Raw genomic sequence first — 25,621 nt, 5'->3', positions numbered from 1 at the left:
TTGTCACCTCTATCACTACAGGAAGTCAGCAACATGACACATATCTTTTATGAGTTCTCCTCCCTGAAGCCTGGTGTTCCTGATGTGGAAACATTAATGGAAGTCATCAATTCTTCTGAACTCACGCGTTTTGTCATGGGGGCAGAGGTGGTCGATTTTGTTAAGAAGGCGCTCATCGTTAACACCACAATCGGTAGCTTTAAAAACTGCTATTTTGCTTTCGATGATGGGGCTTACTTTCTCGAGTTTGACGGCAAGGGTAAATCCAGACGCTTTACTGAGGTGCCTGACTGGTTCGTTTCCCCTGCGGAATTTGCCCGCTCGCAATGGCTGATTAACCATGACCTGGCCGATGTGAAGGCGACGGCGTTTATTGACGTGCTGATGTCCTACCCGCTTAAAGAACGCCGGGCGCACTGCAATCTGCTGTTTGGTCTGGATCTGCATAAGGTCAATGTGGTTCCGGCACCTACAGCCCCTGCCGGAAAAATGGGCAATAAAAACGGAAAAACTACCAAGCCTCGCGTTACGGATCTCGGCTCTTTTGAGCTTTTTACCGCGTTCTTTGCGCGTATGAAAACCGCCGTCAATGCTAATGAATTCCCTACCCTACAGGTGCTGACCGGCCAGGAGGATCTTACAAAAGCGCCGCACAACTTAAAGCAAGGGATCAGAACCTGGTTTAAAGCGATTACTGGCGATCTGCCGCCGAACAACAAACGTGTCGGAGCGGGCAATGCGGTGCTGTTCTGCGCTCCCGTTCGCGAGCAGATCCAGCAGATAGAGGCCATCGGCCTGGAAAAATACTATCAGGGATTATCAAAAGCCATCGCTGACGCCGGGGATGGGTTTATCACTGACTTCAGCTATACCTGGTCTGAAAAGTAACGCTTTGCGCCCCGCATCCCGAACGGGGCGTTTTATTTCTGCCAGTCCGGTTCCCACCTCTTTACAGGGGCGAAATCCTGTTCGTTAGCCGATATACTTACGTTCAACAAATACGCAGTTTTTCTCGTTACGGCATGCAAAACAGGAGGTTTTTATGCTCATCGTTGTTCCCGTCCTTATTTTCGTTGCGCTGGTTATCGTGGGCGCAGGCGTCAAAATTGTCCCGCAGGGTTACCAGTGGACCGTCGAACGCTTCGGTCGCTACACCAATACCCTTCAGCCGGGTTTAAGCCTGATCGTCCCGTTCATGGACAGAATTGGGCGCAAGATCAACATGATGGAGCAGGTGCTGGATATCCCTTCTCAGGAAGTCATCTCCAAGGATAACGCCAACGTCACCATCGATGCGGTGTGCTTTATTCAGGTGATTGATGCGCCAAAAGCGGCCTATGAGGTGAGCAACCTGGAGCTGGCGATCGTCAACCTGACCATGACCAACATCCGTACCGTGCTTGGCTCGATGGAGCTGGATGAAATGCTCTCCCAGCGCGACAGCATTAATACCCGCCTGCTGCACATTGTGGATGAAGCCACCAATCCGTGGGGGATCAAAGTGACACGCATTGAGATCCGCGACGTGCGCCCACCGGCAGAGCTGATTGCTTCCATGAACGCGCAGATGAAGGCCGAGCGTACCAAGCGTGCCTATATTCTTGAAGCCGAAGGGGTGCGTCAGGCTGAAATCCTGAAAGCGGAAGGGGAAAAACAGTCGCAGATCCTGAAAGCCGAGGGCGACCGTCAGTCTGCCTTCCTCCAGGCGGAAGCGCGTGAACGTTCGGCAGAAGCGGAAGCCCGCGCGACGCAAATGGTCTCCGAGGCGATTGCCGCCGGGGATATCCAGGCCGTGAACTACTTCGTCGCACAAAAATATACCGATGCGCTGAAGGAGATCGGCTCCGCGAACAACAGCAAAGTGGTGATGATGCCGCTGGATGCCAGCAGCCTGATGGGGTCTATCGCCGGAATTGCCGAACTGATCAAAGACGGCGGAAACGAGCGTAAAAAATGATTGAGCTCATCGTTGCACATCCTCATGCGTTCTGGCTAAGCCTTGGCGGACTGCTGCTGGCCGCCGAGATGCTTGGCGGCAACGGTTATCTGCTGTGGAGCGGGGTTGCCGCGGTGATTACTGGGCTGGTCGTCTGGCTGCTGCCTGTCGGCTGGGAGTGGCAGGGCGCGCTGTTTGCCGTGCTGACGCTGCTGGCCGCCTGGCTGTGGTGGCGCTGGCTGAACAAACGGGTGAAGGTGCAGAAGCCGGTCGACGCGCATCTCAACCAGCGTGGGCAGCAGATCGTGGGTAAACGCTTTACGCTTGATAACACGCTAATAAACGGACGCGGTCATATGCGCGTGGGGGACAGTTCGTGGCCGGTGGTGGCCGATGATGACCTCAGCGCCGGCACGCGGGTTGAGGTCATCGCGGTGGAAGGTATTACCCTGCGGGTTAAAGCCTGTTAGGCGTGGGTTTTACGGTGGCAGCAGCCGGAAAGATTGTCGATAATCGGGCACTCGGCGCTGTCATCTCCCGGGCAGGATTCTGCCAGCTGTAACAGTTGCTCACGCATCGCCTGTAATTCGATGATATGGCGTTCGATCTCCGCCACTTTTTCCAGCGTACGTTTTTTCACGTCGGCACTGTGGCGTTTCGGATCGTTAAACAGGTTAACCAGCTCGCCGCACTCCTCAAGGTTAAATCCTACCTGTCTTGCCTGGCGCAGTAACGTCAGTTCATCAAGATGCAGCTGCGTATAGCTGCGGTAGCCGTTCTCACTGCGCAACGGTGGCGTCACCAGCCCTTTTTCCTCATAAAAGCGAATCGCTTTGCTGGTTAAGCCGGTTTTTTTCGCAACATCGCTGATATTCACATTTCCCCCTTGACCTTCCCCTTGATGGAAGGTTTAACCTTCATAACAGTTAGCGAAAAGCAGAGTGAAGGTCAACAATTGACCAGAACATTATACGGGAGTTTTGTTATGTCTCACACTATTGACCTGACACTGGACGGCCTCTCCTGCGGCCACTGTGTCAAACGCGTTAAAGAAAGCCTGGAGCAGCGTCCTGACGTGGAAAGCGCTGAGGTGACTATCGATCATGCCGCCGTGACCGGCAGCGCCAGCGCCGACGCGCTGATTGATACCATTAAACAGGCCGGTTACGGGGCGGAGTTAAGCCACCCAAAGGCTAAACCGCTGGCAGAGTCATCATCCCCGTCGGAAGCACTGACAGCGGCCACTCCTGAGCTTCCGGTAGCTGATGACATTGATGACAGCCAACAGCTGCTGATCAACGGCATGAGCTGCGCCAGCTGCGTTTCCCGGGTACAAAACGCCTTACAGGCGGTACCGGGTGTAGCACAGGCACGGGTAAACCTGGCGGAGCGTACTGCGCTGGTGATGGGCAGCGCCTCCGCCGCAGAGTTAGTGCAGGCCGTGGAGAAAGCGGGCTACGGGGCGGAGGCCATCGAAGATGATGCCGAGCGCCGCGAGCGCCAGCAGGAAACGGCTGTCGCCACCATGAAGCGCTTCCGCTGGCAGGCGATTGTCGCCCTGCTGGTCGGTATTCCGGTGATGGTGTGGGGCATGATGGGTGACAACATGATGGTCACCGCTGACAACCGCACCCTGTGGCTGGTGATTGGTCTGATTACCCTTGCGGTGATGGTGTTTGCAGGCGGGCATTTCTATACCAGCGCCTGGAAGAGCCTGAAAAACCGCACCGCGACGATGGATACCCTGGTCGCCCTCGGGACCGGCGCGGCGTGGCTCTATTCGATGAGCGTTAACGTCTGGCCGCAGTGGTTCCCGATGGAGGCGCGCCATCTCTATTATGAAGCGAGTGCGATGATTATCGGTCTGATTAACTTAGGCCATATGCTCGAAGCCCGCGCGCGTCAGCGCTCGTCGAAAGCGCTGGAAAGATTGCTTGATTTAACCCCGCCGACGGCCCGCGTGGTCACGGACGACGGGGAAAAAAGCGTTCCGCTCTCAGAGGTACAGCCGGGAATGACGCTGCGCCTGACCACCGGCGACCGCGTGCCCGTCGACGGTGAAATCACCCAGGGCGATGCCTGGCTGGATGAAGCGATGCTGACCGGCGAGCCGATTCCTCAGCAGAAATCTCAGGGCGACGCCGTGCATGCCGGTACGGTCGTGCAGGACGGCAGCGTGCTGTTCCGCGCCAGCGCGGTCGGGAGCCATACCACGCTGTCACGCATCATTCGCATGGTCCGCCAGGCGCAGAGCAGTAAGCCGGAGATTGGTCAGCTTGCCGATAAAATCTCCGCCATTTTTGTGCCGGTGGTCGTCGGTATTGCCCTGCTGAGCGCGGCAATCTGGTATTTCTTCGGCCCGGCGCCGCAGATTGTCTACACCCTGGTGATCGCCACCACGGTACTGATCATCGCCTGCCCTTGTGCCCTTGGCCTGGCCACGCCGATGTCGATTATCTCTGGCGTCGGACGCGCCGCCGAATTTGGCGTACTGGTCCGTGATGCTGACGCCCTGCAACGGGCAAGCACGCTGGACACCCTTGTTTTTGATAAAACCGGCACGCTCACCGAGGGCAAACCGCAGGTGGTGGCCGTCAGTACCGTTGGCTGTACGGAGACGGATGCCCTGCGCCTGGCCGCCGCGCTGGAACAAGGCTCCAGCCACCCGCTGGCGCGCGCCATCCTGGAGAAAGCCGGTGATGCTCGTCTGCCGCAGGTAAGTAACTTCCGCACCCTGCGCGGTTTAGGGGTCAGCGGTGAAGCCGAAGGCCATACGCTGCTGCTGGGAAACCAGGCACTGCTGACTGAACACGGCGTTGATACGTCCGCGCTGGACGCTGAGCTGAACGCGCAGGCCTCTCAGGGCGCGACGCCGGTTCTGCTGGCGAGGGATGGTCAGGTGGCGGCGCTGCTGGCCGTGCGCGATCCGTTACGCCAGGACAGCGTAGATGCCTTACAGCGCCTGCACCGCGCGGGCTATCGTCTGGTGATGCTGACCGGGGACAACCCGACCACCGCTAACGCCATCGCCAAAGAAGCCGGTATTGATGAGGTGATCGCGGGCGTGCTGCCGGACGGCAAAGCGGACGCCATCAAGAACCTGCAAAGTCAGGGTCGCCAGGTGGCGATGGTGGGCGACGGCATCAACGACGCCCCGGCGCTGGCGCAGGCTGACGTAGGTATTGCGATGGGCGGCGGGAGCGATGTCGCCATTGAAACCGCGGCGATCACCCTGATGCGCCACAGCCTGATGGGCGTGGCGGACGCGCTGGCGATTTCGAAAGCCACGTTGCGCAACATGAAGCAGAACCTGCTGGGGGCGTTCGTCTATAACTCGCTCGGCATTCCGATTGCCGCCGGGATTTTGTGGCCGCTGACCGGTACCCTGCTGAACCCGGTTGTTGCGGGTGCGGCGATGGCGCTCTCGTCAATTACCGTGGTGAGCAACGCTAACCGTCTGCTGCGGTTTAAACCGAAAGATTGAACCTTGTACCCGTACGCGCTAGCATGAACCTTTCCGTTTATGGAGCGCGTATGGGTCTGTTTAATCGTATAAAAACATCGTTTCGCGCCCTTTTTCCCCGCCGTTATGCCTGGCCCGGTATGGATATTTCGCTTCCGGGCGGGCAGCATCTGCACCTGGTGGGAAGCATTCATATGGGCACGCAGGATATGTCCCCCCTGCCCTCCGGCCTGATTAAACTACTGAAGCGCGCCGACGCGCTGATCGTCGAAGCCGACATCTCCGGCCATGAATCGCCGTTTGCCGGGCTGGAAAGCGACCGCCCCCTGGCGGAACGTCTTAACGAGACGCAGCTGGCTGAGCTTACCCGTCTTGCGGATGAGACCGGCGTTTCGCTCTCTATGCTCGACACCCTGCCCCTGTGGCAAATTGCCATGGTGCTACAGGCAACCCAGGCGCAGCGCCTGGGGCTGCGCGGCGATTACGGTATCGATTATCAACTGCTGAATGCGGCAAGGGCGCGCAACCTGTCCATCATTGAACTGGAAGGCACGGACAGCCAGATTGCGCTCCTTCGCCAGCTTCCCGATGACGGCCTGATACTGCTGGATGATACCCTGACCCACTGGCACACCAACGCGCGTCTGCTGCAAACGATGATTGGCTGGTGGCTGGATGCGCCGCCCGCAGACGGTAAGCTGGCGTTACCGTCGACGTTCAGTGAATCGTTGTATGATGTGCTGATGAACGCGCGCAACCAGGCGTGGCGGGAGACGCTATATGCCCTGCCTGCCGGTCGTTATGTTGTCGCGGTTGGCGCGTTGCATTTGTACGGAGAAGGGAATTTGCCGTCGCTGCTGAAATAAAAAAATGGCCAATATTTCTATTGGCCCGTCAAAGAGGAATTTCATCGTTTTTATTATACCGAAGTGACCTTCGGCTACGCCGATTGTCGCTCAAAGTGACCATCACTGCCAATACTATTGCGCAAGATGGTGCTATTTTTTAGACAAACGTCAGGCGTATGCTGCTGGCATGAATCGTCTGTCGTAAGAAGGATAGCCATGACTCCCGCCGTTAAATTACTCGAAAAAAACAAAATTTCTTTCCGGATCCACACCTACGATCACGATCCGAACGAAACCAACTTTGGTGATGAAGTGGTGCGCAAGCTGGGGCTGAACGCGGACCAGGTCTACAAAACGCTGCTGGTCGCGGTGAACGGCGATATGAAGCACCTCGCTGTGGCAGTGACGCCCGTCGCCGGACAGCTTGATCTGAAGAAAGTGGCCAAAGCGCTGGGAGCGAAAAAGGTCGATATGGCAGACCCGATGGTTGCGCAACGCACAACGGGTTATCTGGTCGGCGGGATCAGCCCGCTCGGTCAGAAAAAGCGTCTGCCCACGCTGATCGATGCGCCTTCGCAAGAATTTGAAACGATCTATATTTCTGGCGGCAAACGCGGGCTGGATATAGAACTGTCCGCAGGCGATCTGGCGAAAATGCTGGACGCGAAATTTGCGGATATTGCGCGCCGGGATTGAGAAAATTGTCCGGTGGCGCTGCGAGGTAAAAGCAAAACGGTAACAGGCGTTACCGTTTTTTGTGTTCGCGCCCTCTCCCGGTGGGAGAGGGTTGGGGTGAGGGCATCAGGCCGCACAACACTACTGCCAGCTCACCTCACCTTTCGGCTCATACGCGTTCACGTCAATCGGTGAATTTTGCTGGATAAACTGCTTCAACACTTCCGCATCAATAAACCCGGTATTTACATAGCCCGGTTTGTTATCGATATGCGGATAGCCGTCGCCGCCGGTGGCGTTAAAGCTTAACGTTGCCAGGCGGTAGGTTTTCGCCGTATCAACCGGTTCGCCTTTGATTTTGAGATCGTTGAGCTTACCGTCCTTCGCGACGAAGCTGACGTTAGCAAACTGCGGATACGCCCCGGAATCTGGCTTCATCTGCGCCACGGCGGTCAGGTAGTCAATCACCTCCTTCCCGCTCATGTCCGCATAGACCACCACGTTGCCAAACGGCTGCACTTTGAGCACGTCTTTATAGGTGATGTCTCCGCCTTCGATGGAGTCACGAATACCGCCGCCGCTCATCACGGCGAAATCCGCATTCGTGCGCGCCATCTGCGCGGCCAGCACCAGACGCCCCATGTTGGTCTGCACGAAGCGGACTTTGCTGCGGTCTCCTTCCAGTCGCCCGTTAAGCGTGCCAATCTTCACGTCCAGCTGCGCTTTCCCTTTGCTCTGGAACGGCGTCAGCAGAGAGAGCATCTGCTGGTTTTCAGCGATCTCTGGCGTGTAGAGTACCCGCTCGCTTTTGCCGTCCGGGTAGGTCACTTTCTTCTTCAGGTTGACCGGGATGAGCTGATAGTGCACCAGCTTCATCTCGCCGTTACGGAATTCGAAATCCGCGCGGCCAACGTATTTACCCCACTCGTGGGCCTGTACAATCCAGATCCCGTTCTGACGATCCGGCGCGCACGGCGTGCCGGGCACATAATCTACCTGCTTTTTATTCTCAGAAGCCATGCAGACCGGATCCTGCGAATGACCGCCCACAATCATGGCCAGCGAGCCCGCAGGAAGGCTGCGCGCCATCTCCACGTCGCCCGGCGCGTTAGAGCCGTGCTGACCGTTGTCGTAATGCCCCATGTGGGTGGTCGCGATAATCACATCCGGTTTTTCATTCTGCTGCAACTCCTGGATCACCAGCTTCGCTTCGTCCGCCGGTTTACGGAATTCGATGTCGGTGAAAAATTCAGGGTTGCCAATTTTGGCCGTATCGTCGGTGGTTAAGCCGATGACCGCGATCTTCAGATCCTGACGCTTGAACAGCGCCCACGGTTTAAACAAGCGCTCGCCGGTGCTTTTCTGATAAATATTGGCGGAAAGGAACGGGAATTTGGACCACTTCTCCTGCTGGCGCAACACGCTCAGCGGATTATCAAACTCGTGGTTTCCGACCGCCATCGCATCGTAACCAATTAAATTCATGCCGCGGAAATCAGGCTCGGCATCCTGCAAATCAGATTCCGGTACGCCGGTATTAATATCCCCGCCCGACAGCAACAGCACGCTGCCGCCCTGGGCCGCGACCTCTTTACGAATGCCGTCCACCAGCGTTTTTTGCGCCGCCAGGCCATATTCACCGTATTCGCTGCGCCAGAAATGGCCGTGATGATCGTTAGTATGCAGAATGGTAATTTTATAGGTTTTATCTTTTTCATACGCCTGCGCGGGCAGGCTTGTTAGCCCCCATGCGGCGATGAGCGCCAGCGCGACGCCACGCTTCATTAACTTCATCTTCTCTCTCCCTGACTCATAGACAAACGCAAAAATTACAGTGACTCACAAGAATAGACAAATAAGTTTTCAGAATTGCGACTTTCTTCAAATGTCACGGACGGGTATGTTAGTCGGATAATAATTACTCCCTGCATCTCTAATAACAAATCGACGTGGTATTTATGGCAATCAGTGAATCAACCCAGCCCGTCCAGGGCGCTCCGGCGTCGCCGCCGAAATCGCGCACTTCCTTTAAAGTATTAGGCGCAATCAGTCTCTCTCATCTGCTCAACGACATGATCCAGTCGCTGATTCTGGCGATCTACCCGCTGTTGCAGTCTGAGTTCTCATTAACCTTCGTGCAGATCGGAATGATCACCCTGACCTTCCAGCTGGCCTCTTCGCTGCTACAGCCGGTGGTGGGCTACTGGACGGACAAATACCCGATGCCATGGTCGCTGCCCATTGGGATGTGCTTCACCCTGAGCGGGCTAGTGCTGCTGGCCATGGCGGGCAGCTTTGAGGCGGTACTGGTTGCCGCGGCGCTGGTGGGAACCGGTTCATCGGTGTTCCATCCGGAATCGTCCCGCGTGGCGCGTATGGCCTCCGGCGGACGCCACGGGCTGGCGCAGTCTCTGTTCCAGGTGGGGGGGAACTTTGGTAGCTCCCTCGGTCCTCTACTGGCGGCGGTGATTATCGCGCCCTACGGTAAAGGCAACGTGGCGTGGTTTGTGCTGGCCGCGCTGCTGGCGATTGTCGTCCTGGCGCAAATCAGCCGCTGGTATGCCGCGCAGCATCGCGTAAATAAGGGAAAACCTGCCGCGAAGATAACCAACCCCCTTCCGCGCAATAAGGTGATCCTTGCCGTCAGTGTGCTGCTGGTGCTGATTTTCTCGAAATATTTTTATATGGCGAGCATCAGCAGCTATTACACCTTCTATCTGATGCAAAAATTCGGATTATCGGTACAAAACGCCCAGTTCCACCTCTTTGCCTTCCTGTTTGCGGTGGCGGCAGGCACGGTGATTGGCGGCCCTGTGGGGGATAAAATCGGACGTAAATATGTGATTTGGGGCTCTATCCTCGGCGTTGCACCGTTTACGCTTGTTTTACCCTACGCAACGCTGGAATGGACCGGAATATTGACGGTGATTATTGGTTTTATTCTCGCATCGGCATTTTCAGCCATCCTGGTCTACGCGCAGGAGCTGCTGCCGGGACGTATCGGTATGGTTTCCGGCCTCTTTTTCGGTTTTGCCTTTGGCATGGGCGGCCTTGGCGCAGCCGTGTTAGGGATGGTTGCCGACCACACCAGCATCTTCCTGGTCTATAAAATCTGCGCTTTCCTGCCACTTCTGGGGATGTTGACCATATTCCTGCCTGACAACCGTCATAAAGCGTAACTTCACGGCTGCCAAAGTTAAACTTTGGCAGCCGGATAACCTGATGCCATAAGGCTTTCCTCTCCCTCCCCTCAGCAAATTTATCAAAATCTGCCTTTTTTCATGCTTATTGTCTTTTTATTGTGTTTTCAACAATTATTCATAAACATAAGCGTAAAAATTGTCATAAACTATTAATCGGCTTTTTGGTATTTGCACCAAAAATGGATCACCCATCGCAAAAGGAGACGGAATGCACCACGCCACACCGCTTATCACCACCATTGTTGGTGGACTTGTGCTCGCTTTTATTCTCGGCATGATTGCCAATAAACTGCGTATTTCGCCCCTGGTAGGCTATTTGCTGGCGGGCGTGCTGGCAGGGCCCTTTACGCCGGGTTTTGTCGCAGATACCAAACTGGCGCCTGAGCTGGCGGAATTAGGCGTGATCCTGCTGATGTTTGGCGTCGGGCTGCATTTTTCCCTGAAGGATCTGATGGCGGTAAAGTCGATCGCCATACCGGGAGCGATCGCCCAGATAGGGGTGGCGACGCTGCTGGGCATGGCGCTTTCGGCGGTGCTGGGCTGGTCAATCATGACCGGTATCGTATTTGGGCTGTGTCTTTCAACCGCCAGTACCGTGGTGCTGCTGCGCGCGCTTGAAGAGAGGCAGCTGATAGACAGCCAGCGCGGGCAAATCGCGATAGGCTGGCTGATTGTTGAAGATCTGGTAATGGTGTTGACGCTGGTTCTGCTGCCCGCCGTCGCCGGGATGATGGAAAAAGAGAATATCGGCTTCGCCTCGCTGGCGCTGGATATGAGCATTACCATCGGTAAGGTTGTGGCGTTTATCGCCATCATGATGCTGGTGGGCCGCCGTCTGGTGCCGTGGATAATGTCCCGCAGCGCCGCCACGGGCTCGCGTGAACTGTTCACGCTTTCAGTCCTTGCGCTGGCGCTGGGCATTGCCTTTGGCGCCGTCGAGCTGTTTGACGTCTCCTTTGCGCTGGGCGCGTTCTTCGCCGGGATGGTGCTGAACGAGTCCGAGCTGAGCCACCGCGCCGCGCACGATACCCTGCCGCTGCGGGATGCATTCGCGGTGCTGTTCTTCGTCTCCGTCGGGATGCTGTTCGACCCGTTGATCCTCATCCAGCAGCCGCTGGCCGTGCTGGGTACGCTGGCAATCATCATCTTTGGTAAGTCCGTTGCCGCCTTCTTCCTGGTGCGGATGTTCGGTCACTCGCCGCGCACGGCGCTGACCATCGCCGCCAGCCTGGCGCAGATTGGCGAGTTCGCCTTTATTCTTGCCGGTCTGGGGATGGCCCTGAACCTGCTGCCACAGGCGGGGCAAAATCTGGTGCTGGCGGGGGCGATCCTCTCCATCATGTTGAACCCGGTATTGTTTGCCCTGCTGGAGAAATATCTCGAGAAGACCGAAACCCTCGAAGAGCTGACGCTGGAAGAGGCGACAGAAGAAGAGAAACAGATCCCGGTGGATATCTGCAACCACGCGCTGCTGGTCGGTTTTGGCCGCGTCGGCAGCCTACTGGGTGAAAAACTGATGGCTCAGGGCATTCCACTTGTAGTGATTGAAACGTCACGCACCCGCGTCGACGAACTTCGCGAGCGCGGCATCCGCGCGGTGCTGGGCAACGCGGCTAACGAAGAGATTATGAATCTGGCGCATCTGGACTGCGCTCGCTGGCTGCTGCTCACTATCCCGAACGGTTACGAGGCTGGCGAGATTGTCGCCACAGCCCGTGAAAAATGCCCGCATATCGAAATCATTGCCCGCGCCCATTATGATGACGAAGTGGAGTACATCACCGAGCGCGGCGCGAATCAGGTGGTGATGGGTGAGCGTGAGATTGCGAATACGATGCTGACAATGCTGACGAAACCGCCGGTTGAAGAGGCAGTAACGGGGTAAGTTTTGTGCTGCCTGATGCCCTCACCCTGACCCTCTCCCGCAGGGAGAGGGAACAAACACTAAAAACGGCAACCACAGGTTGCCGTTTTACTTTTACCTGTCCCAATAAGCCTCTTCGAGGCTGTCTTCCCGTTCCGGCAGCCCCCGCGTTAAGCGCGGAGAATGCTGGTTCAGCACCTGATAACTCACGCGGTTCGCGTACTTACACACCTGCGCCAGCGAGGAATAGGTCAGCCAGTCGAAGGTATGTTTGCTGGAATTCGGCACGTTGGTTTTGTGGTAGGCGTTGGCGGTAATGTCGTGCAGCAGCGCGGCCAGCGCGCCGTCGCCCGCGCCGTTAGTGTTCATGATCTTCTCAGGGCCACCCATATACGGTGCGATGTGAGAGAAGATACGCAGCGGGTTGATGCAGTCTTTATGACGCATAGCGCGGCTGAACTCATACTGGTTAAATTCGGCGATTGCGCCCGGCAGCAGCGGGTGCTGGGTTTTACGCTTGCTCTCTTCTTCCGTGAAGCCCGCCATGTACAGCCCGACCGGCCCGGCGGTGCAGAGCACCAGGTCCACCCAGTCCAGCGCCTTATCAGACGCCAGCAGCGGATCGCTTTCGCCGGTCAGCGCTTCGGCTTCTTCTTCATTCATCGCCAGAATCGAGACGTGTTCTTTCAGGAAGGCCTGCCACCACTCCGGGTTGTCGGCAATGACGAATTTGGTGCCCAGCGTCAGAACCACAGGCACGTTGTATTTCTTCGCGTACTCAATTGCCTTCATGGTTGCGTCCGGCATTGGTTCGCCCGGCTTGCAGCGCACCAGATAGGAGGTCAGTACCAGCGCAGACGCGCCCGCGATCACCTCTTCCGGGATACTTTCAGCGCGCAGCTTATTCATATGGCCGGGGCTGATGGCAAAGGTACGCTCGCCGGAATCGCTTATCAGCGTAAAGCAGCGGCCAATCGGCCCGTCAACGCCCTGTAAATAGTTCAGATCGGTGCGGCTGGAGGTATTGCACAGGTAGCGGTAGGCGTAGCCACCGATTTCGATATTGCTGCACATCACGCCAAGCAGCACCGAGCGGTCGTCTGCCAGTACGGAGTAGTTGTGCATGGTGTTGCCGATAGTGCCGCCGGCAAACTGGTGGGTGATAAGATTTTCGCGCACCAGCTCCTGATACAGCGCTTCAGCAACGTCATCCTCAATCACCAGCGAGTGCCCGGCGCTCAGACCGTAACGTGCGACAAACGCATCATCCACTTTGGCTTCAATGTCCACCAGCGTCTGATCGATACCGACCACCCAGGCAGCGCTGGTCTCGCTTTCCTGCTGAATTTGCTGTAACAGCGGATCGCGGGCATCGACGGGGAAATAGTGTTTGGACTTACGTTTACCGGGAAATTTCATGGTCTGAACTGTGCAAAGAATACGGGCCGGGAATGGTAGCACAAACCCGGCCCGTAACGCGATCAGCGGCGGGTGGTGACCAGTGACACCATCATGTCGATGTGTTCAGGGGAGTCGTTAAGCGCAGGAATATATTCGTATTTCGTTCCGCCCGCCTCCATAAAGAACTCTTTGTTCTGGACGGCAATTTCTTCCAGCGTTTCCAGACAGTCCGCCGAGAAGCCCGGCGACATCACCTGAATGTGCTTCACGCCCTTCTCGCCCAGCATTTTTAGCGTTTCATCAGTATACGGGGTCAGCCAAGGTTCACGGCCGAAGCGCGACTGGAAGGTCATCATCACCTTCTCAGGCGGCAGGCCGAGGGCGGAGACCAGCTCGCGGGTGGTATCGCGGCAACGCTGGGGGTAATCGTCCCCTTCGTTCGCGAAACGCTGCGGAATACCGTGATAGGAGAGCAGCAGCAGATCCGGCTCGCCGTGTTTTTCAAACGACGCGCGCGCGCTGCTGGCAAGCGCCTGAATGTACAGCTCGTTATCGGCGTAGTCGCGGATAAAGGTGATACCCGGTATACGGCGGCGGGTCGCCAGAATGCGCCCCAGTTCGTCCCAGACGGCAGCTACCGTGGAGCACGAATACTGCGGATATAGAGCCAGCACCACAATGTGTTCAACGCCCTGCGCCAGCAGAGAGTCAACGGCGCTTTCCAGGGACGGCTTACCGTAGCTCATGCCGAGCGCAACGGGCATGTCCGGCAGGCGGGCGGCCAGCGCCTTCTCCTGACGACGGCTGTACACCATCAGCGGCGAGCCCTCTTCCATCCACACGGACTGATAGAGCTTTGCCACACGCGGGGAACGAATCGGCAGAATGACGCCACGCAGCAGTGGCCACCACAGCAGTCTTGGGGTATCCACGACGCGCGTGTCGCTTAAAAATTGTCGCAGGTAGCGTTTTACCGCCGCTGGAGTAGGTGCTTCTGGGGTGCCCAGATTGGCAAGCAGGATGCCGGTTTTCGCCTGACTCATTCACGCCTCTTAACCATTTGATAGGCTGTCAATTGTAGCGGAAATGCGTTTAAACGAAACCCATTGCTGCAATAGGTAAGATGAGAATTTTTCTCACCCGGGGCTCCGGGTGAGAGAGGTGCGCTTAGCCGAGAATTTTTTCCAGCTCTGCACGTACGTCAGCCACGGCTTTGGTGCCGTCCACTTTCGCGTATTTGGTGTTACCCGCCTGCGCTTCTTTGGTGTAGTAGCCGATCAGCGGTGCGGTCATCTGATGGTATTCCACCAGGCGTTTACGCACGGTTTCTTCCTGATCGTCTTTACGGGTGGTCAGCTCTTCGCCGGTCACGTCGTCTTTGCCTTCAACCTTAGGTGGGTTGAATTTAATGTGGTAAACGCGGCCAGAAGCAGCGTGTACGCGACGGCCAACGATACGGTCAACGATCAGCTCGTCCGGTACGTCGAACTCCAGCACGTAATCCACGTTGATGCCCGCTTCTTTCATGGCGTCAGCCTGAGGAATGGTGCGCGGGAAGCCGTCCAGCAGGAAACCATTGCGGCAGTCTTCCTGAGCAATGCGCTCTTTTACCAGCGCGATAACCAGTTCGTCGGTCACCAGCTTGCCTGCGTCCATGATGTCTTTAGCTTGTTTGCCCAGCTCGGAGCCAGATTTAACAGCGGCACGCAGCATGTCACCAGTAGAGATTTGCGGAATACCGTATTTCTCCATGATGAACTGAGCCTGAGTTCCCTTACCCGCGCCCGGAGCGCCAAGCAGAATAATACGCATTGCGAAAATCCCCTCAAATGTCGATTCAATTTTTCAAAAGCGCTAAACAATACCACCAGAACGGGTATCGCTCAAGGAAGGCGGGGAGGCTGAAACGGTTAATGAGGGGAGATAATTTGGGAGAGTGCGGTCTGGTGCCCTCACCCTAACCCTCTCCCACAGGGAGAGGGAACTCTTTCACCCTCTCCCTGTGGGAGAGGGTCGGGGTGAGGGAAGATTACGCCAGCAGCAGCGCATTCACACGTTTAATGAACAGGTTAGGATCTTCCAGCGTACCGCGCTCGGCCAGCAGGGACTGATCCAGCAGCAGTTCAACCCACTCCGCAAAGCGGGCGTCGTCCTGGGTATCCGCCGCGCGTTTCACCAGCGGGTGATCCGGATTAAGCTCAAAGATATATTTCACTTCCGGCACGGCCTGGCCCGCCGCAGCGAACAGTTTCGCCATCTGGGTGCTCATTTCGTCCGCATCGGTGGTGACAATGGCTGGCGTATCGGTCAGACGGTGCGTGAAGCGCACCTCTTTCACGCGGTCACCCAGCAGGGTTTTCACGCGCTCAATGAACGGCTCCAGCGCCTTCTCGGCTTCTTTCGCGCTTTCGTCCACTTCATCTGCCAGCTTGTCGATGGACTCGTCAGCTTTGGCAACGGACTGGAACGCCTTACCGTCGAACTCGGTCAGGTAGTTCATCATCCATTCGTCGATGCGGTCAGACAGCAGCAGCACTTCGATGCCTTTCTTACGCAGCAGCTCCAGGTGCGGGCTGCTCTTCGCTGCCGCATAGCTGTCGGCGGTGATGTAGTAGATCTTCTCCTGCCCTTCTTTCATGCGGGAGACGTACTCTTCCAGCGACACGGTCTGGGCGGAGGAGTCGTTGTGCGTAGAGGCGAAGCGCAGCAGTTTAGCGATAGCTTCCACATTCGCGGTGTCTTCCGCCGGACCTTCTTTCAGCACCAGGCCAAACTGTTTCCAGAAGGTCTGGTATTTTTCCGCATCGTCCTTCGCCAGTTTTTCCAGCATCTGCAACGCACGTTTGGTCAGGGCGTTGCGCAGGTTACGGGTGACGGTGCTGTCCTGCAGAATTTCGCGGGAGACGTTCAGCGGCAGATCGTTGGAATCGATCAGGCCGCGCACAAAGCGCAGATAGTTCGGCATGAACTGCTCGGCGTCGTCCATAATGAACACGCGCTGCACGTACAGCTTCAGGCCGTGCTTGTGATCGCGGTTCCACATGTCCCACGGTGCCTGTGCCGGGATGTACAGCAGGCTGGTGTACTCCTGCTTACCTTCCACACGGTTGTGGCTCCAGGTCAGCGGATCGGTGAAGTCGTGGGCGATGTGCTTGTAGAATTCGTTGTACTCGTCGTCTTTAATTTCAGCTTTGTTACGCGTCCACAGCGCCTGCGCCTTGTTGATTTTCTCCCAGGAAACCACGGTTTCGCCGTCTTTCTCTTCCTGTTTTTCAATCTCAACCGGCAGCGCGATGTGGTCGGAATACTTGCTGATGATGGAGCGTACGCGCCAGTCGTTCAGGAAATCGTCTTCGCCTTCACGCAGGTGCAGGGTGATTTCGGTGCCGCGATCCGCTTTGGTGATGTCATCAACGGTGTACTCGCCTTCCCCTTTGGATTCCCACAGCACGCCGTTCTCGGCGCTGTCGCCCGCGGCGCGAGTGCGCACGGTGACTTTGTCCGCCACGATGAACGCCGAGTAGAAGCCTACGCCGAACTGACCAATCAGCTGGCTGTCTTTCGCCTGGTCAGAGCCCATGGACTCAAGGAACGCTTTGGTGCCGGATTTGGCGATGGTCCCGAGGTGGTCGATCACCTCGTCGCGGTTCATCCCGATGCCGTTATCGGCAATCGTCAGGGTGCGGTTCTCTTTATTGAACGAGACGCGCACGCGCAGTTCGCCGTCGCCTTCATACAGATCCGGGTTAGACAGCGCGCGGAAGCGCAGCTTGTCCGCCGCATCGGAGGCGTTGGAAATCAGCTCACGCAGGAAAATTTCTTTGTTGGAATACAGGGAATGGATCATCAGGTGCAGAAGCTGTTTTACTTCTGACTGGAAACCACGGGTTTCTTGTCCTTTCATCTAAGTCGACCTCAACAATGCCATTTAATGGGGTTGTAAAACGTTGAGTGAGAGATGGGGATAAAGGGGGAAATTTTCAAGCGGAGGCCGCGCGCGCAGCCTCCGTTTGGTCAGAAAATAATCTTGTGACGTCCGGCCAGCGAGTGCGACAGCGTGGTGCCGTCGACCATCTCCAGCTCACCGCCGACCGGCACGCCGTGGGCGATGCGGCTGGCGTCAACGCCGTACTGCGCGCACAGTTCGGCGATGTAGTTGGCGGTTGCCTCCCCTTCCACCGTGGGGTTGGTGGCGAGGATCACCTCTTTGATGGTTTCCGACTCCAGGCGCTGCTCCAGACGATCGAGACCGATATCGTCCGGGCCGATGCCGTCCAGCGGGGAGAGATGCCCCATCAGCACAAAATAGCGGCCGGAAAACTGCCCGGTTTGTTCGATGGCGTAGATGTCCGCCGGACTCTCCACCACGCAAATCTGACCGTTTTCCTGACGACGCGGGTTCGTGCAGATGTTGCATACGTCCTGCTCGGTAAAGGTACGGCAATCCGCACAGTGACCAATTTCTGACATGGCGCGGGTCAGAGCCTGCGCCAGGCGCATCCCGCCGCTGCGGTCGCGCTGCAATAGCGTAAACGCCATACGCTGCGCCGACTTCGGGCCAACGCCCGGCAGGCAGCGCAGTGCTTCCATTAACTGCGTGAGCAGCGGACTGGTTTGCATCAGAATGGCATCTTAAAGCCCGGCGGCAGTTGCATACCGCTGGAAACAGAGGCCATTTTCTCTTTCTGGGTTTCGTCGATACGGCGAGCGGCATCGTTAAACGCGGCTGCAACCAGATCTTCCAGCATCTCTTTGTCGTCTTCGAGCAGGCTCGGGTCGATTTCCACGCGACGGCAGTTATGCGCACCGTTGATGGTCACCTTGACCAGACCGGCACCGGATTCACCCGTGACTTCCAGTTGAGCGATCTCTTCCTGCATCTTCTGCATTTTTTCCTGCATCTGCTGAGCCTGCTTCATCAGGCCACCCAGACCGCCTTTTCCACCAAACATAGGCTTCTCTCTTCTTTCACGTTAAGGATTACAACCGTAAGTCAGACTCACGATCAAATGGGGCGAATACTCTCTTCATCCAGATCGGCGTCGAAGAACCGGCGCAGGGTCTGGATGTTGTTATCCGCGATAATCGACTCGCGCGCCTGCGCGAGCTTCTCTTCATAAATCGCCTGTCGCCACTCGAGCGGCGTTTTCACCGCCGGATTATCATCTTCAATGATAGTCAATTCAACCGGCACACCCTGTAATGCGGTAAGCGCCTCGGCCAGCGCCTTTTGCGCGCCTGGGGAGTTGAGGTGCCGCTGGCCAGGGCGCAGGTGCAGACGCACCTGATTACCGTCCTGCTCTTTCCAGGCGTTCAGCGCGACCTGCTCAACCAGCTTCGGCAGTTGCAGTTTGCTGACCTCTGCGGCCCAAGCGTCGCGCTCGATGGACTCTTCCGCAAGCTTCGCGGACAGCTCCGGCGTTTTTTCATGCTCCAGCGCCTTTTTCAGCGCTTTTGGCGTGGCGACCACTTCCTTGACCGTTTCAACAACGGTAGTCGCCTTCCAGCGGTATGCCTCTTCTTTCGCCGGGGCTTTTTGCTCGAGCGCGGACGGTGCCGGACGCGACTGCACGCGCTCCGTTACCGAGGCCAGTCGTTCAAGCGCGGCGTTGTTCACCGGCCGCGCTCTTGCAGGCGCTGCCGGTTCACTCTTTTTTGGTTTGGTTGCTCCCTGCGCACGTTGCAACTGGCTTCGTGCGGCAAGCACCGAACTGGTGGCATCCGACAGCGGCACGTTTTGCGGCGGCGGCGATGCCGGTTGCGGTGGCACCTGCTGCGGTGACATTACCGCGGTCGGCGCAACCGGCGCAAAGGACTGCCGGGGCGTTTCCGGCTCCGGCAGTGGCTTGCGCGGATGGAAGGCCAGTGCGCGCAGCAGCGTCATTTCAACGCCCATCCGGCGATCCGGTGCAAACGGCAGCTCTTTGCGGCCGATCAGCAGCGTCTGATAATAAAGCTGAACGTCAGCCGGCGGCACGGTGCGCGCAAGTTCACGCATCCGCTGCTCAATGGTCGCCATGTCTGCGCCAATGGCCGACGGGGACAGTTGCAGCATCGCCACGCGGTGCAGCAGGCTGAGCATCTCGACCAGCAGCGCTTCCCATTCAATGCCACGGGCGGCGGCATCGTTGACGAGCGTCATCACCCGCTCACCGTTGGCGGCGATCATCGCTTCAATAAGCGACAGCGCCTGATCGTCATCCAGCGTGCCGAGCATGGTGCTGACCGCGTCGGTGGAGAGTTTACCGTCACCGCTGGCAATCGCCTGGTCGGTCAGGCTCAGCGCATCGCGCAGGCTGCCGTCCGCGGCACGGGCCAGCAGTTGCAGCGCGCGCGGTTCATGGACAATGTTCTCTTCATCGAGGATATGCTCAAGCTGAGCGCGGATCTGCTCAACGTCGAGCGCCTTCAGATGGAATTGCAGGCAGCGTGAGAGGATCGTGACCGGCAGCTTTTGCGGATCGGTGGTCGCCAGCAGGAATTTGACATGCGCAGGCGGCTCTTCCAGCGTTTTCAGCAGGGCGTTGAAGCTGTGGCGCGACAGCATGTGCACTTCATCGATCAGATAGACCTTGAAGCGGCCGCGCGCCGGGGCGTACTGCACGTTGTCGAGCAGATCGCGGGTGTCTTCCACTTTGGTGCGCGAGGCGGCGTCGATCTCAATCAGATCGACAAAACGCCCCTGCTCGATCTCACGACAGTTGTCGCACACGCCGCACGGGGTGGCGGTGATCCCGGTTTCGCAGTTCAGACCTTTTGCCAGCAGACGGGCAATAGAGGTTTTACCGACGCCGCGGGTGCCGGAAAAAAGATAGGCGTGATGGATGCGACCTAGCGACAAGCCGTTCGCCAGGGCCGTCAGCACATGTTCCTGACCGACAACGTCAGCAAAGGTTTGTGGTCGCCATTTACGGGCTAACACCTGATAACTCATGGGCAGGCTCTGCAACGCTGGAAGGTGAATTAATGGAGGGGAATGCTATCACAACCTCACCCATTGAGCGAGGTTGTGAGATATGGGATTAATGTCCCGGGAATGGCACCAGGCTGTAGCTGGTAATACCCTGTTTTTCCAGACGCTGCTCGCCGCCGAGATCGAACAGGTTGATGATGAATGCCGCGTCGGTCACTTCCCCGCCCAGACGACGGATCAGCTTCACGGTCGCTTCGATGGTGCCGCCGGTTGCCAGCAGATCGTCCACCACCAGCACTTTGTCGCCTGGCTTGATGGCATCAACGTGAATTTCCAGCTGATCGGTGCCGTATTCCAGCTCATAGCTCTCAGCAATGGTTTCACGCGGCAGTTTGCGCGGCTTACGCACCGGCACAAAACCCACGCCCATCGCCAGCGCAACCGGTGCGCCAAACAGGAAGCCACGGGCTTCAGTACCTACTACTTTGGTGATCCCGGCGTTTTTATAACGCTCAACCAGCAGTTCAATGCTGAGGGCGTACGCTTTCGGGTCTTCCAGCAAGCTGGTGACATCGCGGAAAAGAATGCCAGGTTTTGGATAGTCCTGGATACTTTTGATGCTATTTTTCAGATATTCAAGCTGCTGTGCAGTTGCGGTCATCGGTTTGTGCCTAAATGAAACAGTGTTACTCACGGCGCGCGACGAGTCGGTCAAAGTAACAGTTGTTTAACCTTTGACCAGGCGCACCTGTGCTCGAAAACGGTCGAATTTACTGGCTGTGCGCCATAATTGCAACCGCCATGATGAGGCTTCAGTGCTTTTGTTGCTTTTCATCAACCACGGGGATCCGCCACATAAAGAGCAGCAGGCTAACCAGGATCGCCAGCAGCAGAATGCGCACCCACATCATTTTCACCAGCCATAACGAGACGGCGAAGGTGATCAGGATGAAGGCAATGGCGCGCGGCTTGGCCCCGGGCGGCATAGCCCGGTGTTTTTGCCAGTGCCGCAGGTAGCCGCCGAACCACGAGCGGTACAGAAGCCAGTGGTGAAAACGCGGCGACGAGCGGGCGAAGCACCAGGCGGCCAACAGGATAAACGGGGTGGTCGGCAGCAAGGGCAAAACCACACCCAGCGTACCCAGCACTACCGCGAGCCAGCCAATGATGATTAAAATAGTACGCTGCATAATGCGAATCGTTATCAAACTGAACGGCTACTTTACCACTGGAGAGCGCCTTGAAAACAGCACTGCTTCTTGAGAGGCTGCAAAATCAGCTGATCGCGCTGCGGGCGCAGGCCACACCGCTGATGGGCCACGCCACGCTGAAACCGCGCTTTGACCGGCAGCTCTTCCGCACCCGCAGCACCGTCATTCAGGATTACCTTGCTGAAGCGCAGACCAACCTCGACGAGCTTCGCCACGCGGTTGAGAGTGAACAGCAGGAACAGGTCGCGTGGCTTGCGGAGCATCTTACCGAGCAGATCACCGCCCTGCACCGGGAAATTGCCGCCTGGCCGCTACGGGCGTGGGACAGCGCCTCGCCGGGACTGGGAAAATGGCAGCGCAAGCGGCTGGAGAACCAGGAGTTTGAGCGCCGTCTGTTTGAGATGAAGCGTGAGCGCGAAGCCCGCCTGAACATCAGCGAAACGCTGGAAGAGCAGCAGTTATTAATGCGTGAAATCAGCGCGCTGGAAGGCCGCATCGTCCGCTGCCGTCAGGCGCTGGATGAGATTGAACGCGTCATTGAACGCCTGACCCGTTAACAGGAGCCGCTGATGTCACTGGAAAATGCCCCCGATGAGGTCAAACTGGCCGTCGATTTAATTATGCTGCTGGAGAATCATGCGATCCCGGCTGAGACGGTGCTGAAAGCGCTGGAGATTGTGCGGCGGGATTTTGAGGGGAAACTCCCCCCTCACCCTGCCCTCTCCCCAGTGGGGAGAGGGAAATAATTCAGGCGGGAGTCGGGTCGTCCCCCTTAATTTCGCGCTTCACTTCCGTATGCTCGTCACCTTTCTCGTTACGCAGGTGCACTTCAAGCTGGTTGAAGGCGATATTAATGTTGTTTTCACGACACAGACGGTCAATGGTGCGGTTCAGCTCATCGACGGTGTAGCTGCGATCGCGCAGTTCGCGTACGTACAGGCGCAGCTCATGATCCAGCGTGCTTGGCCCGAAGGTGGTGAAGAACACGTCAGGCGCAGGATCGTGCATCACTTTAGGATGTGATTTCGCGGCTTCCAGCAGGACCTCTTTCACTTTATCCAGATCTGAACCGTAGGCCACCCCGAGTCGGATCACCACGCGGGTGGTGGTATCCGAGAGCGACCAGTTGATCAGGCGCTCGGTCACAAAGGCTTTGTTCGGGATGATCACCTCTTTACGATCGAAGTCGGTAATGGTGGTCGCACGGATGCGGATCTTGCTGACGGTCCCGGAGAAGGTGCCGATGGTGACGGTATCGCCGATACGCACCGGACGTTCGAACAGGATAATCAGGCCAGAGACAAAGTTACCGAAGATCTCCTGCAAGCCGAAGCCGAGACCCACCGACAACGCTGCCGCCAGCCACTGGAGTTTATCCCACGAGACGCCCAGCGAACCGAATACCGTCATCGCCCCGACAATAATAATGACGTAGTTCAGGATGGTAGTAATGGCGTACGACGCCCCCTGACGCAGGTTCAGTCTTGAGAGCACCAGCACTTCCAGCAGACCCGGCAGGTTGCGGATCAACGCCCAGGCAACCACTGACGACACCAGCGCAAAGAGCAGGCTGCCCATGGTGACGCTTTTCATTACCGCAGCGCCCGCTTCGGTACCGTTGTATTGCCAGAGCGTGATACTGTCGAGGTAAGCGAAGACGGTAATTAAATCAGACCAGATGGCCCAGAACATCACCGCAAACAGGGCGATCATCACCAGCATGGTAATACGCATCGTTTGCTGGTTGACCTGCTCCAGGGCGATAGTCGGCTCTTCCTGCGGCTCTGCCCCTTCAGCCCCCTCTTTCACCTGATGCTGCCGACGGGCAACAGCACGACGATACGCAATGCGGCGCGCCGCTACGCTCAAACCACGCAGCACGGTCTGGAACAGCAGGTTCCACACAATCACCAGATAAACCGTTTCGATCCAGCGGCCTGACAGACGCAGCGTGGTATAGAAGTAACCCGTCGCCGTCAGCACCATCAGCGCCAGCGGAATGATCGCCAGCACCGTTACGGTAACCAGACGAAGATTATGGGACTCTTTATCCCGCCAGCTGTCGCGGCACATCGGCCACATAAGGACGGCAATCAGCAGCAGGTTCAGCATAATCACCAGTTGCCCCAGTACGTCATCCATCAGATGCAGCGGCGAAAGCTCGGCCACAACTGACCAGAAGTGCAGCGGCAGCAGCGCGAGGCTGATGCGTACAATCTGGCGACGCCAGTGGCTGGTGAGTTTTTCCGGCATGTTGAAGTGGCGGACGGCGACGCCATCTTTTTCCAGCACTTTCCAGCACAGGCCAAACACCAGCCAGAACAGCGCCAGCTTCTTGCTGAACGCCCACAGCAGATCGCTGATATTCAACTGCATGGTCAGCAGGATCAGGCCCACGGCGAGTATCAACAGGCAGACCGGCAGAGCACGGATCAGATCGATCAGGATCGCTTTCGGGGTGTGCAGCTGGCTGTCGTTACGCAGTTGCCCCACTTCCGAGGCCAGCTTCGCCTGGTACTGTTTCAGCCATTTCAAACGCCAGCGTATTACGCCAGCGATGAGCAACAAAGGCAGTCCCGCCAGGAAGGCAATCATTACCGCAGGCCAGGCTTTCTCCCAGTTCACGGTAATTTTCATGCTTTTTATCTGGGATTTCAGCGTTTCCGGGAAAGATTTAAACCAGTCCCAGTCCATGGGTTTATTGCTGTTCACCCAGAAAATCTGCTGGGTCAGGATCTCCTGGAGGCTTTTAGAAACGCTCACCAGCTGCTGCTGGTTGATTTGCAGGTTAATCGCCATCATCAACTGGTTGCCCAGCTGCTTGTTGAGCTGATCGAGCAGTTCGCGGCGCATGTCCACCACCTGCAACAGCGCGTCGTGAACTTCAGCGTTCACTTCACCTGAATGGCCCTCTTCCACTTTGGCAACGAAGGTATCGCTCTGGAATAGCGCATCGCGCTGCTGGTTGACGTCAAACTGTTCAAGACGCAAATCCGCAATGCGATTGGTCATGTCTTCCAGCTCGTCGGCGGACGGCAGCGTCTGCTGTTGCTGGTAGAGAATGCGCGACAGCAGCAGGCTGCCCTTCAGGACGGCAATCTGCTCCTTGACGTTACGCTCGGCCTGCAACGCGCGATCCAGCCAGTTTTTGACCTTGATATTCTGCTGTACCAGCGCGCTGCCGTTTTCAGTCGCCTGGATCAGACGTTCGCTCAGCTGGTGGTTAATCTCCAGCTCCTGCTTCACCAGCGGGTTGGCCTGAATACGCGCCGTCTCGTCTGGCGAGACCGCTTCCTGGGCCGTTTTTTCAGTCAGGGTCAGGCGCTTGCTGTTTACCGCTTCCTGCAACAGCTGAAGCTGATGCTCAAGCCGGTTGATATTCGCGGTCACGTAGTCACGCTGTTTTTGCAGCGCATCCTGTAGCACCGTGTTGCCTTCCAGGCTCTTACGCTGCTGTTCAATCTCCGCGTTTAGCAGCGTCTGCTGGATATTCAGCAGCGTTTGCTGGGTGGGGCGAAGCGCCCCTTCCCCAACGGTGACGCCATTCAGACGGTTACGTATCTGCTGTAGCTGTTGCGATGCGGAGTACATGGCGTTCTGCACGCGCTCAGGCTGGGTTTGCAGCGAAACCAGCTGGCTGTTATAGGTTGAGAGATCGGACTGCGCCGTTTGCAGATCGTCCAGCAGCTGCGCCACGCGCGACTCAAGCTGGCGCAACGACAGCGTGGCAAGCGTTTTTCGGGTTTCATCGTCGTTGTCGACGTCGCTGAGCGCATTCAGCGCCTCCGTAGCCTTACGCATGTTTTCCGGCGCCTGAGCGACCTTCTGCCTCAGCTGGGCCGTTTCGGCTTTGATGCGCTCTATCTTGTCCAGCGTTTCCAGGGTTTCCGTCAGGTCCTGCTGAACAAGTTTTTCCAGGGCGGACAGATCTTTCTGCTTATTCAGGGTGTCGAGTTGCGCCTGAACATCAGCACGCGTGGGAATGTCACTGCCGTTGTCTGCACGGGCCCAGGAAAGCGGCGCGGCTGCAAAGTAAAACAGCAGGATCAAAAACAGGGCCAGAACAGGATGTTGCGAGCGATTGGTGTGCAGCATAGTTGTGAATGT

22 protein-coding genes and 1 other annotated feature are annotated in these 25,621 nt (G+C 57.1%); of the genes, 10 read left to right on the top strand and 12 right to left on the bottom strand.

What is annotated here, in order from left to right; translation table 11 throughout:
- Positions 1-33: 33 nt before the first annotated feature.
- The 3 genes from DD597_RS16825 to DD597_RS16815 all read left to right on the top strand — a co-directional run bounded on the left by DD597_RS16825 (position 34) and on the right by DD597_RS16815 (position 2,406).
- Positions 34-888, top strand: coding sequence for a hypothetical protein (locus DD597_RS16825; RefSeq protein WP_023324252.1), 855 nt, complete (start codon positions 34-36; stop codon positions 886-888).
- Positions 889-1,042: 154 nt separating this feature from the next.
- Positions 1,043-1,957, top strand: a complete 915-nt coding sequence (locus DD597_RS16820; RefSeq protein WP_003858941.1) for an SPFH domain-containing protein — start codon at positions 1,043-1,045, stop codon at positions 1,955-1,957.
- Positions 1,954-2,406: an NfeD family protein gene (locus DD597_RS16815; protein WP_129256413.1), complete on the top strand. Its 453-nt coding sequence runs from the start codon at positions 1,954-1,956 to the stop codon at positions 2,404-2,406. Before DD597_RS16820 ends, DD597_RS16815 begins: the two co-directional genes overlap by 4 nt.
- Here the strand turns inward: DD597_RS16815 and cueR are convergent.
- The gene (gene cueR, locus DD597_RS16810) at positions 2,403-2,813 is read right to left on the bottom strand and encodes a Cu(I)-responsive transcriptional regulator (RefSeq protein ID WP_017383222.1); all 411 of its coding nucleotides are present in this window, start codon (positions 2,811-2,813) and stop codon (positions 2,403-2,405) included. The two genes, DD597_RS16815 and cueR, sit on opposite strands and share 4 nt — an antisense overlap.
- A gap of 108 nt (positions 2,814-2,921) precedes the next feature.
- Here cueR and copA point away from each other — a divergent pair, with 108 nt between their 5' ends.
- The 3 genes from copA to ybaK all read left to right on the top strand — a co-directional run bounded on the left by copA (position 2,922) and on the right by ybaK (position 6,943).
- Positions 2,922-5,420 (top strand): copper-exporting P-type ATPase CopA, encoded by a 2,499-nt coding sequence (copA, locus tag DD597_RS16805; RefSeq protein WP_003858946.1) that lies wholly within the window; start codon positions 2,922-2,924, stop codon positions 5,418-5,420.
- Between the two features lie 50 nt (positions 5,421-5,470).
- Positions 5,471-6,265 carry a TraB/GumN family protein gene (locus tag DD597_RS16800; protein ID WP_045330198.1) on the top strand — a complete coding sequence of 265 codons (795 nt, stop codon included), beginning with the start codon at positions 5,471-5,473 and terminating at the stop codon, positions 6,263-6,265.
- 198 nt (positions 6,266-6,463) lie between these two features.
- Positions 6,464-6,943 carry a Cys-tRNA(Pro)/Cys-tRNA(Cys) deacylase YbaK gene (gene ybaK / locus DD597_RS16795; RefSeq protein ID WP_003858950.1) on the top strand — a complete coding sequence of 160 codons (480 nt, stop codon included), beginning with the start codon at positions 6,464-6,466 and terminating at the stop codon, positions 6,941-6,943.
- Positions 6,944-7,063: 120 nt separating this feature from the next.
- On the opposite strand, the gene ushA is transcribed toward ybaK, so the two are convergent.
- On the bottom strand, positions 7,064-8,716 hold the full coding sequence (gene ushA, locus DD597_RS16790; RefSeq protein WP_022650509.1) for a bifunctional UDP-sugar hydrolase/5'-nucleotidase UshA: 1,653 nt from the start codon (positions 8,714-8,716) through the stop codon (positions 7,064-7,066).
- Between the two features lie 164 nt (positions 8,717-8,880).
- Here ushA and DD597_RS16785 point away from each other — a divergent pair, with 164 nt between their 5' ends.
- Both DD597_RS16785 and ybaL read left to right on the top strand, forming a co-directional pair.
- Positions 8,881-10,101, top strand: coding sequence for an MFS transporter (locus DD597_RS16785; protein ID WP_015571242.1), 1,221 nt, complete (start codon positions 8,881-8,883; stop codon positions 10,099-10,101).
- Between the two features lie 232 nt (positions 10,102-10,333).
- The gene (gene ybaL / locus DD597_RS16780; protein WP_022650507.1) at positions 10,334-12,010 is read left to right on the top strand and encodes a YbaL family putative K(+) efflux transporter; all 1,677 of its coding nucleotides are present in this window, start codon (positions 10,334-10,336) and stop codon (positions 12,008-12,010) included.
- A gap of 93 nt (positions 12,011-12,103) precedes the next feature.
- Here ybaL and DD597_RS16775 read toward each other — a convergent pair whose 3' ends face one another.
- From DD597_RS16775 to DD597_RS16735, 9 genes are all read right to left on the bottom strand, one after another.
- Positions 12,104-13,408: an inosine/guanosine kinase gene (locus DD597_RS16775; protein ID WP_022650506.1), complete on the bottom strand. Its 1,305-nt coding sequence runs from the start codon at positions 13,406-13,408 to the stop codon at positions 12,104-12,106.
- Between the two features lie 62 nt (positions 13,409-13,470).
- The gene (gene hemH / locus DD597_RS16770; RefSeq protein ID WP_022650505.1) at positions 13,471-14,433 is read right to left on the bottom strand and encodes a ferrochelatase; all 963 of its coding nucleotides are present in this window, start codon (positions 14,431-14,433) and stop codon (positions 13,471-13,473) included.
- A gap of 124 nt (positions 14,434-14,557) precedes the next feature.
- Positions 14,558-15,202, bottom strand: coding sequence for an adenylate kinase (gene adk, locus DD597_RS16765; protein ID WP_006809841.1), 645 nt, complete (start codon positions 15,200-15,202; stop codon positions 14,558-14,560).
- 217 nt (positions 15,203-15,419) lie between these two features.
- Complete coding sequence (gene htpG / locus DD597_RS16760; RefSeq protein ID WP_023324248.1) at positions 15,420-17,294, bottom strand: molecular chaperone HtpG; 1,875 nt, start codon at positions 17,292-17,294, stop codon at positions 15,420-15,422.
- A 110-nt stretch (positions 17,295-17,404) separates the two neighbouring features.
- Positions 17,405-18,010 (bottom strand): recombination mediator RecR, encoded by a 606-nt coding sequence (gene recR / locus DD597_RS16755; protein ID WP_006809843.1) that lies wholly within the window; start codon positions 18,008-18,010, stop codon positions 17,405-17,407.
- Positions 18,010-18,342, bottom strand: coding sequence for a YbaB/EbfC family nucleoid-associated protein (locus DD597_RS16750; RefSeq protein ID WP_003858972.1), 333 nt, complete (start codon positions 18,340-18,342; stop codon positions 18,010-18,012). The genes recR and DD597_RS16750 overlap by 1 nt, the downstream gene beginning before the upstream one ends.
- Positions 18,343-18,395: 53 nt before the next feature.
- Positions 18,396-20,324: a DNA polymerase III subunit gamma/tau gene (gene dnaX, locus DD597_RS16745; RefSeq protein WP_045330208.1), complete on the bottom strand. Its 1,929-nt coding sequence runs from the start codon at positions 20,322-20,324 to the stop codon at positions 18,396-18,398.
- Positions 19,002-19,066 (bottom strand) — a sequence feature (DnaX frameshifting element). (Overlaps the previous gene by 65 nt.)
- Positions 20,325-20,412: 88 nt before the next feature.
- On the bottom strand, positions 20,413-20,964 hold the full coding sequence (gene apt, locus DD597_RS16740; RefSeq protein ID WP_000127359.1) for an adenine phosphoribosyltransferase: 552 nt from the start codon (positions 20,962-20,964) through the stop codon (positions 20,413-20,415).
- Between the two features lie 151 nt (positions 20,965-21,115).
- On the bottom strand, positions 21,116-21,493 hold the full coding sequence (locus DD597_RS16735; RefSeq protein ID WP_045346375.1) for a DUF454 family protein: 378 nt from the start codon (positions 21,491-21,493) through the stop codon (positions 21,116-21,118).
- A 50-nt stretch (positions 21,494-21,543) separates the two neighbouring features.
- Here DD597_RS16735 and priC point away from each other — a divergent pair, with 50 nt between their 5' ends.
- On the top strand, positions 21,544-22,071 hold the full coding sequence (gene priC, locus DD597_RS16730) for a primosomal replication protein N'' (protein ID WP_045346373.1): 528 nt from the start codon (positions 21,544-21,546) through the stop codon (positions 22,069-22,071).
- A gap of 12 nt (positions 22,072-22,083) precedes the next feature.
- Entirely contained in the window at positions 22,084-22,260 is a 177-nt protein-coding gene (gene rsmS / locus DD597_RS16725; protein WP_023315540.1) for a pleiotropic regulatory protein RsmS, read from the top strand.
- Position 22,261: 1 nt separating this feature from the next.
- Here the strand turns inward: rsmS and mscK are convergent, their stop codons facing one another.
- Positions 22,262-25,609 (bottom strand): mechanosensitive channel MscK, encoded by a 3,348-nt coding sequence (gene mscK, locus DD597_RS16720; protein ID WP_032657418.1) that lies wholly within the window; start codon positions 25,607-25,609, stop codon positions 22,262-22,264.
- Positions 25,610-25,621: the final 12 nt, after the last annotated feature.

This window comes from Enterobacter cloacae complex sp. 677-3DZ2D5B, from assembly GCF_004136695.1.
Classification (GTDB): Bacteria; Pseudomonadota; Gammaproteobacteria; order Enterobacterales; family Enterobacteriaceae; genus Enterobacter; species Enterobacter hormaechei_C.
Note: the sequence above shows the minus strand (reverse complement) of the source record. Positions and strands in the feature narration are given on the sequence as shown.

What these genes read in the sequence shown, in the direction of transcription:
- DD597_RS16825 (WP_023324252.1), top strand. Translation starts at nt 34, where the DNA reads ATGACACATATCTTTTATGAGTTCTCCTCCCTGAAGCCTGGTGTTCCT.
- DD597_RS16820 (WP_003858941.1), top strand. Translation starts at nt 1,043, where the DNA reads ATGCTCATCGTTGTTCCCGTCCTTATTTTCGTTGCGCTGGTTATCGTG.
- DD597_RS16815 (WP_129256413.1), top strand. Translation starts at nt 1,954, where the DNA reads ATGATTGAGCTCATCGTTGCACATCCTCATGCGTTCTGGCTAAGCCTT.
- copA (WP_003858946.1), top strand. Translation starts at nt 2,922, where the DNA reads ATGTCTCACACTATTGACCTGACACTGGACGGCCTCTCCTGCGGCCAC.
- DD597_RS16800 (WP_045330198.1), top strand. Translation starts at nt 5,471, where the DNA reads ATGGGTCTGTTTAATCGTATAAAAACATCGTTTCGCGCCCTTTTTCCC.
- ybaK (WP_003858950.1), top strand. Translation starts at nt 6,464, where the DNA reads ATGACTCCCGCCGTTAAATTACTCGAAAAAAACAAAATTTCTTTCCGG.
- ushA (WP_022650509.1), bottom strand. Translation starts at nt 8,716, where the DNA reads ATGAAGTTAATGAAGCGTGGCGTCGCGCTGGCGCTCATCGCCGCATGG.
- DD597_RS16785 (WP_015571242.1), top strand. Translation starts at nt 8,881, where the DNA reads ATGGCAATCAGTGAATCAACCCAGCCCGTCCAGGGCGCTCCGGCGTCG.
- ybaL (WP_022650507.1), top strand. Translation starts at nt 10,334, where the DNA reads ATGCACCACGCCACACCGCTTATCACCACCATTGTTGGTGGACTTGTG.
- DD597_RS16775 (WP_022650506.1), bottom strand. Translation starts at nt 13,408, where the DNA reads ATGAAATTTCCCGGTAAACGTAAGTCCAAACACTATTTCCCCGTCGAT.
- hemH (WP_022650505.1), bottom strand. Translation starts at nt 14,433, where the DNA reads ATGAGTCAGGCGAAAACCGGCATCCTGCTTGCCAATCTGGGCACCCCA.
- adk (WP_006809841.1), bottom strand. Translation starts at nt 15,202, where the DNA reads ATGCGTATTATTCTGCTTGGCGCTCCGGGCGCGGGTAAGGGAACTCAG.
- htpG (WP_023324248.1), bottom strand. Translation starts at nt 17,294, where the DNA reads ATGAAAGGACAAGAAACCCGTGGTTTCCAGTCAGAAGTAAAACAGCTT.
- recR (WP_006809843.1), bottom strand. Translation starts at nt 18,010, where the DNA reads ATGCAAACCAGTCCGCTGCTCACGCAGTTAATGGAAGCACTGCGCTGC.
- DD597_RS16750 (WP_003858972.1), bottom strand. Translation starts at nt 18,342, where the DNA reads ATGTTTGGTGGAAAAGGCGGTCTGGGTGGCCTGATGAAGCAGGCTCAG.
- dnaX (WP_045330208.1), bottom strand. Translation starts at nt 20,324, where the DNA reads ATGAGTTATCAGGTGTTAGCCCGTAAATGGCGACCACAAACCTTTGCT.
- apt (WP_000127359.1), bottom strand. Translation starts at nt 20,964, where the DNA reads ATGACCGCAACTGCACAGCAGCTTGAATATCTGAAAAATAGCATCAAA.
- DD597_RS16735 (WP_045346375.1), bottom strand. Translation starts at nt 21,493, where the DNA reads ATGCAGCGTACTATTTTAATCATCATTGGCTGGCTCGCGGTAGTGCTG.
- rsmS (WP_023315540.1), top strand. Translation starts at nt 22,084, where the DNA reads ATGTCACTGGAAAATGCCCCCGATGAGGTCAAACTGGCCGTCGATTTA.
- mscK (WP_032657418.1), bottom strand. Translation starts at nt 25,609, where the DNA reads ATGCTGCACACCAATCGCTCGCAACATCCTGTTCTGGCCCTGTTTTTG.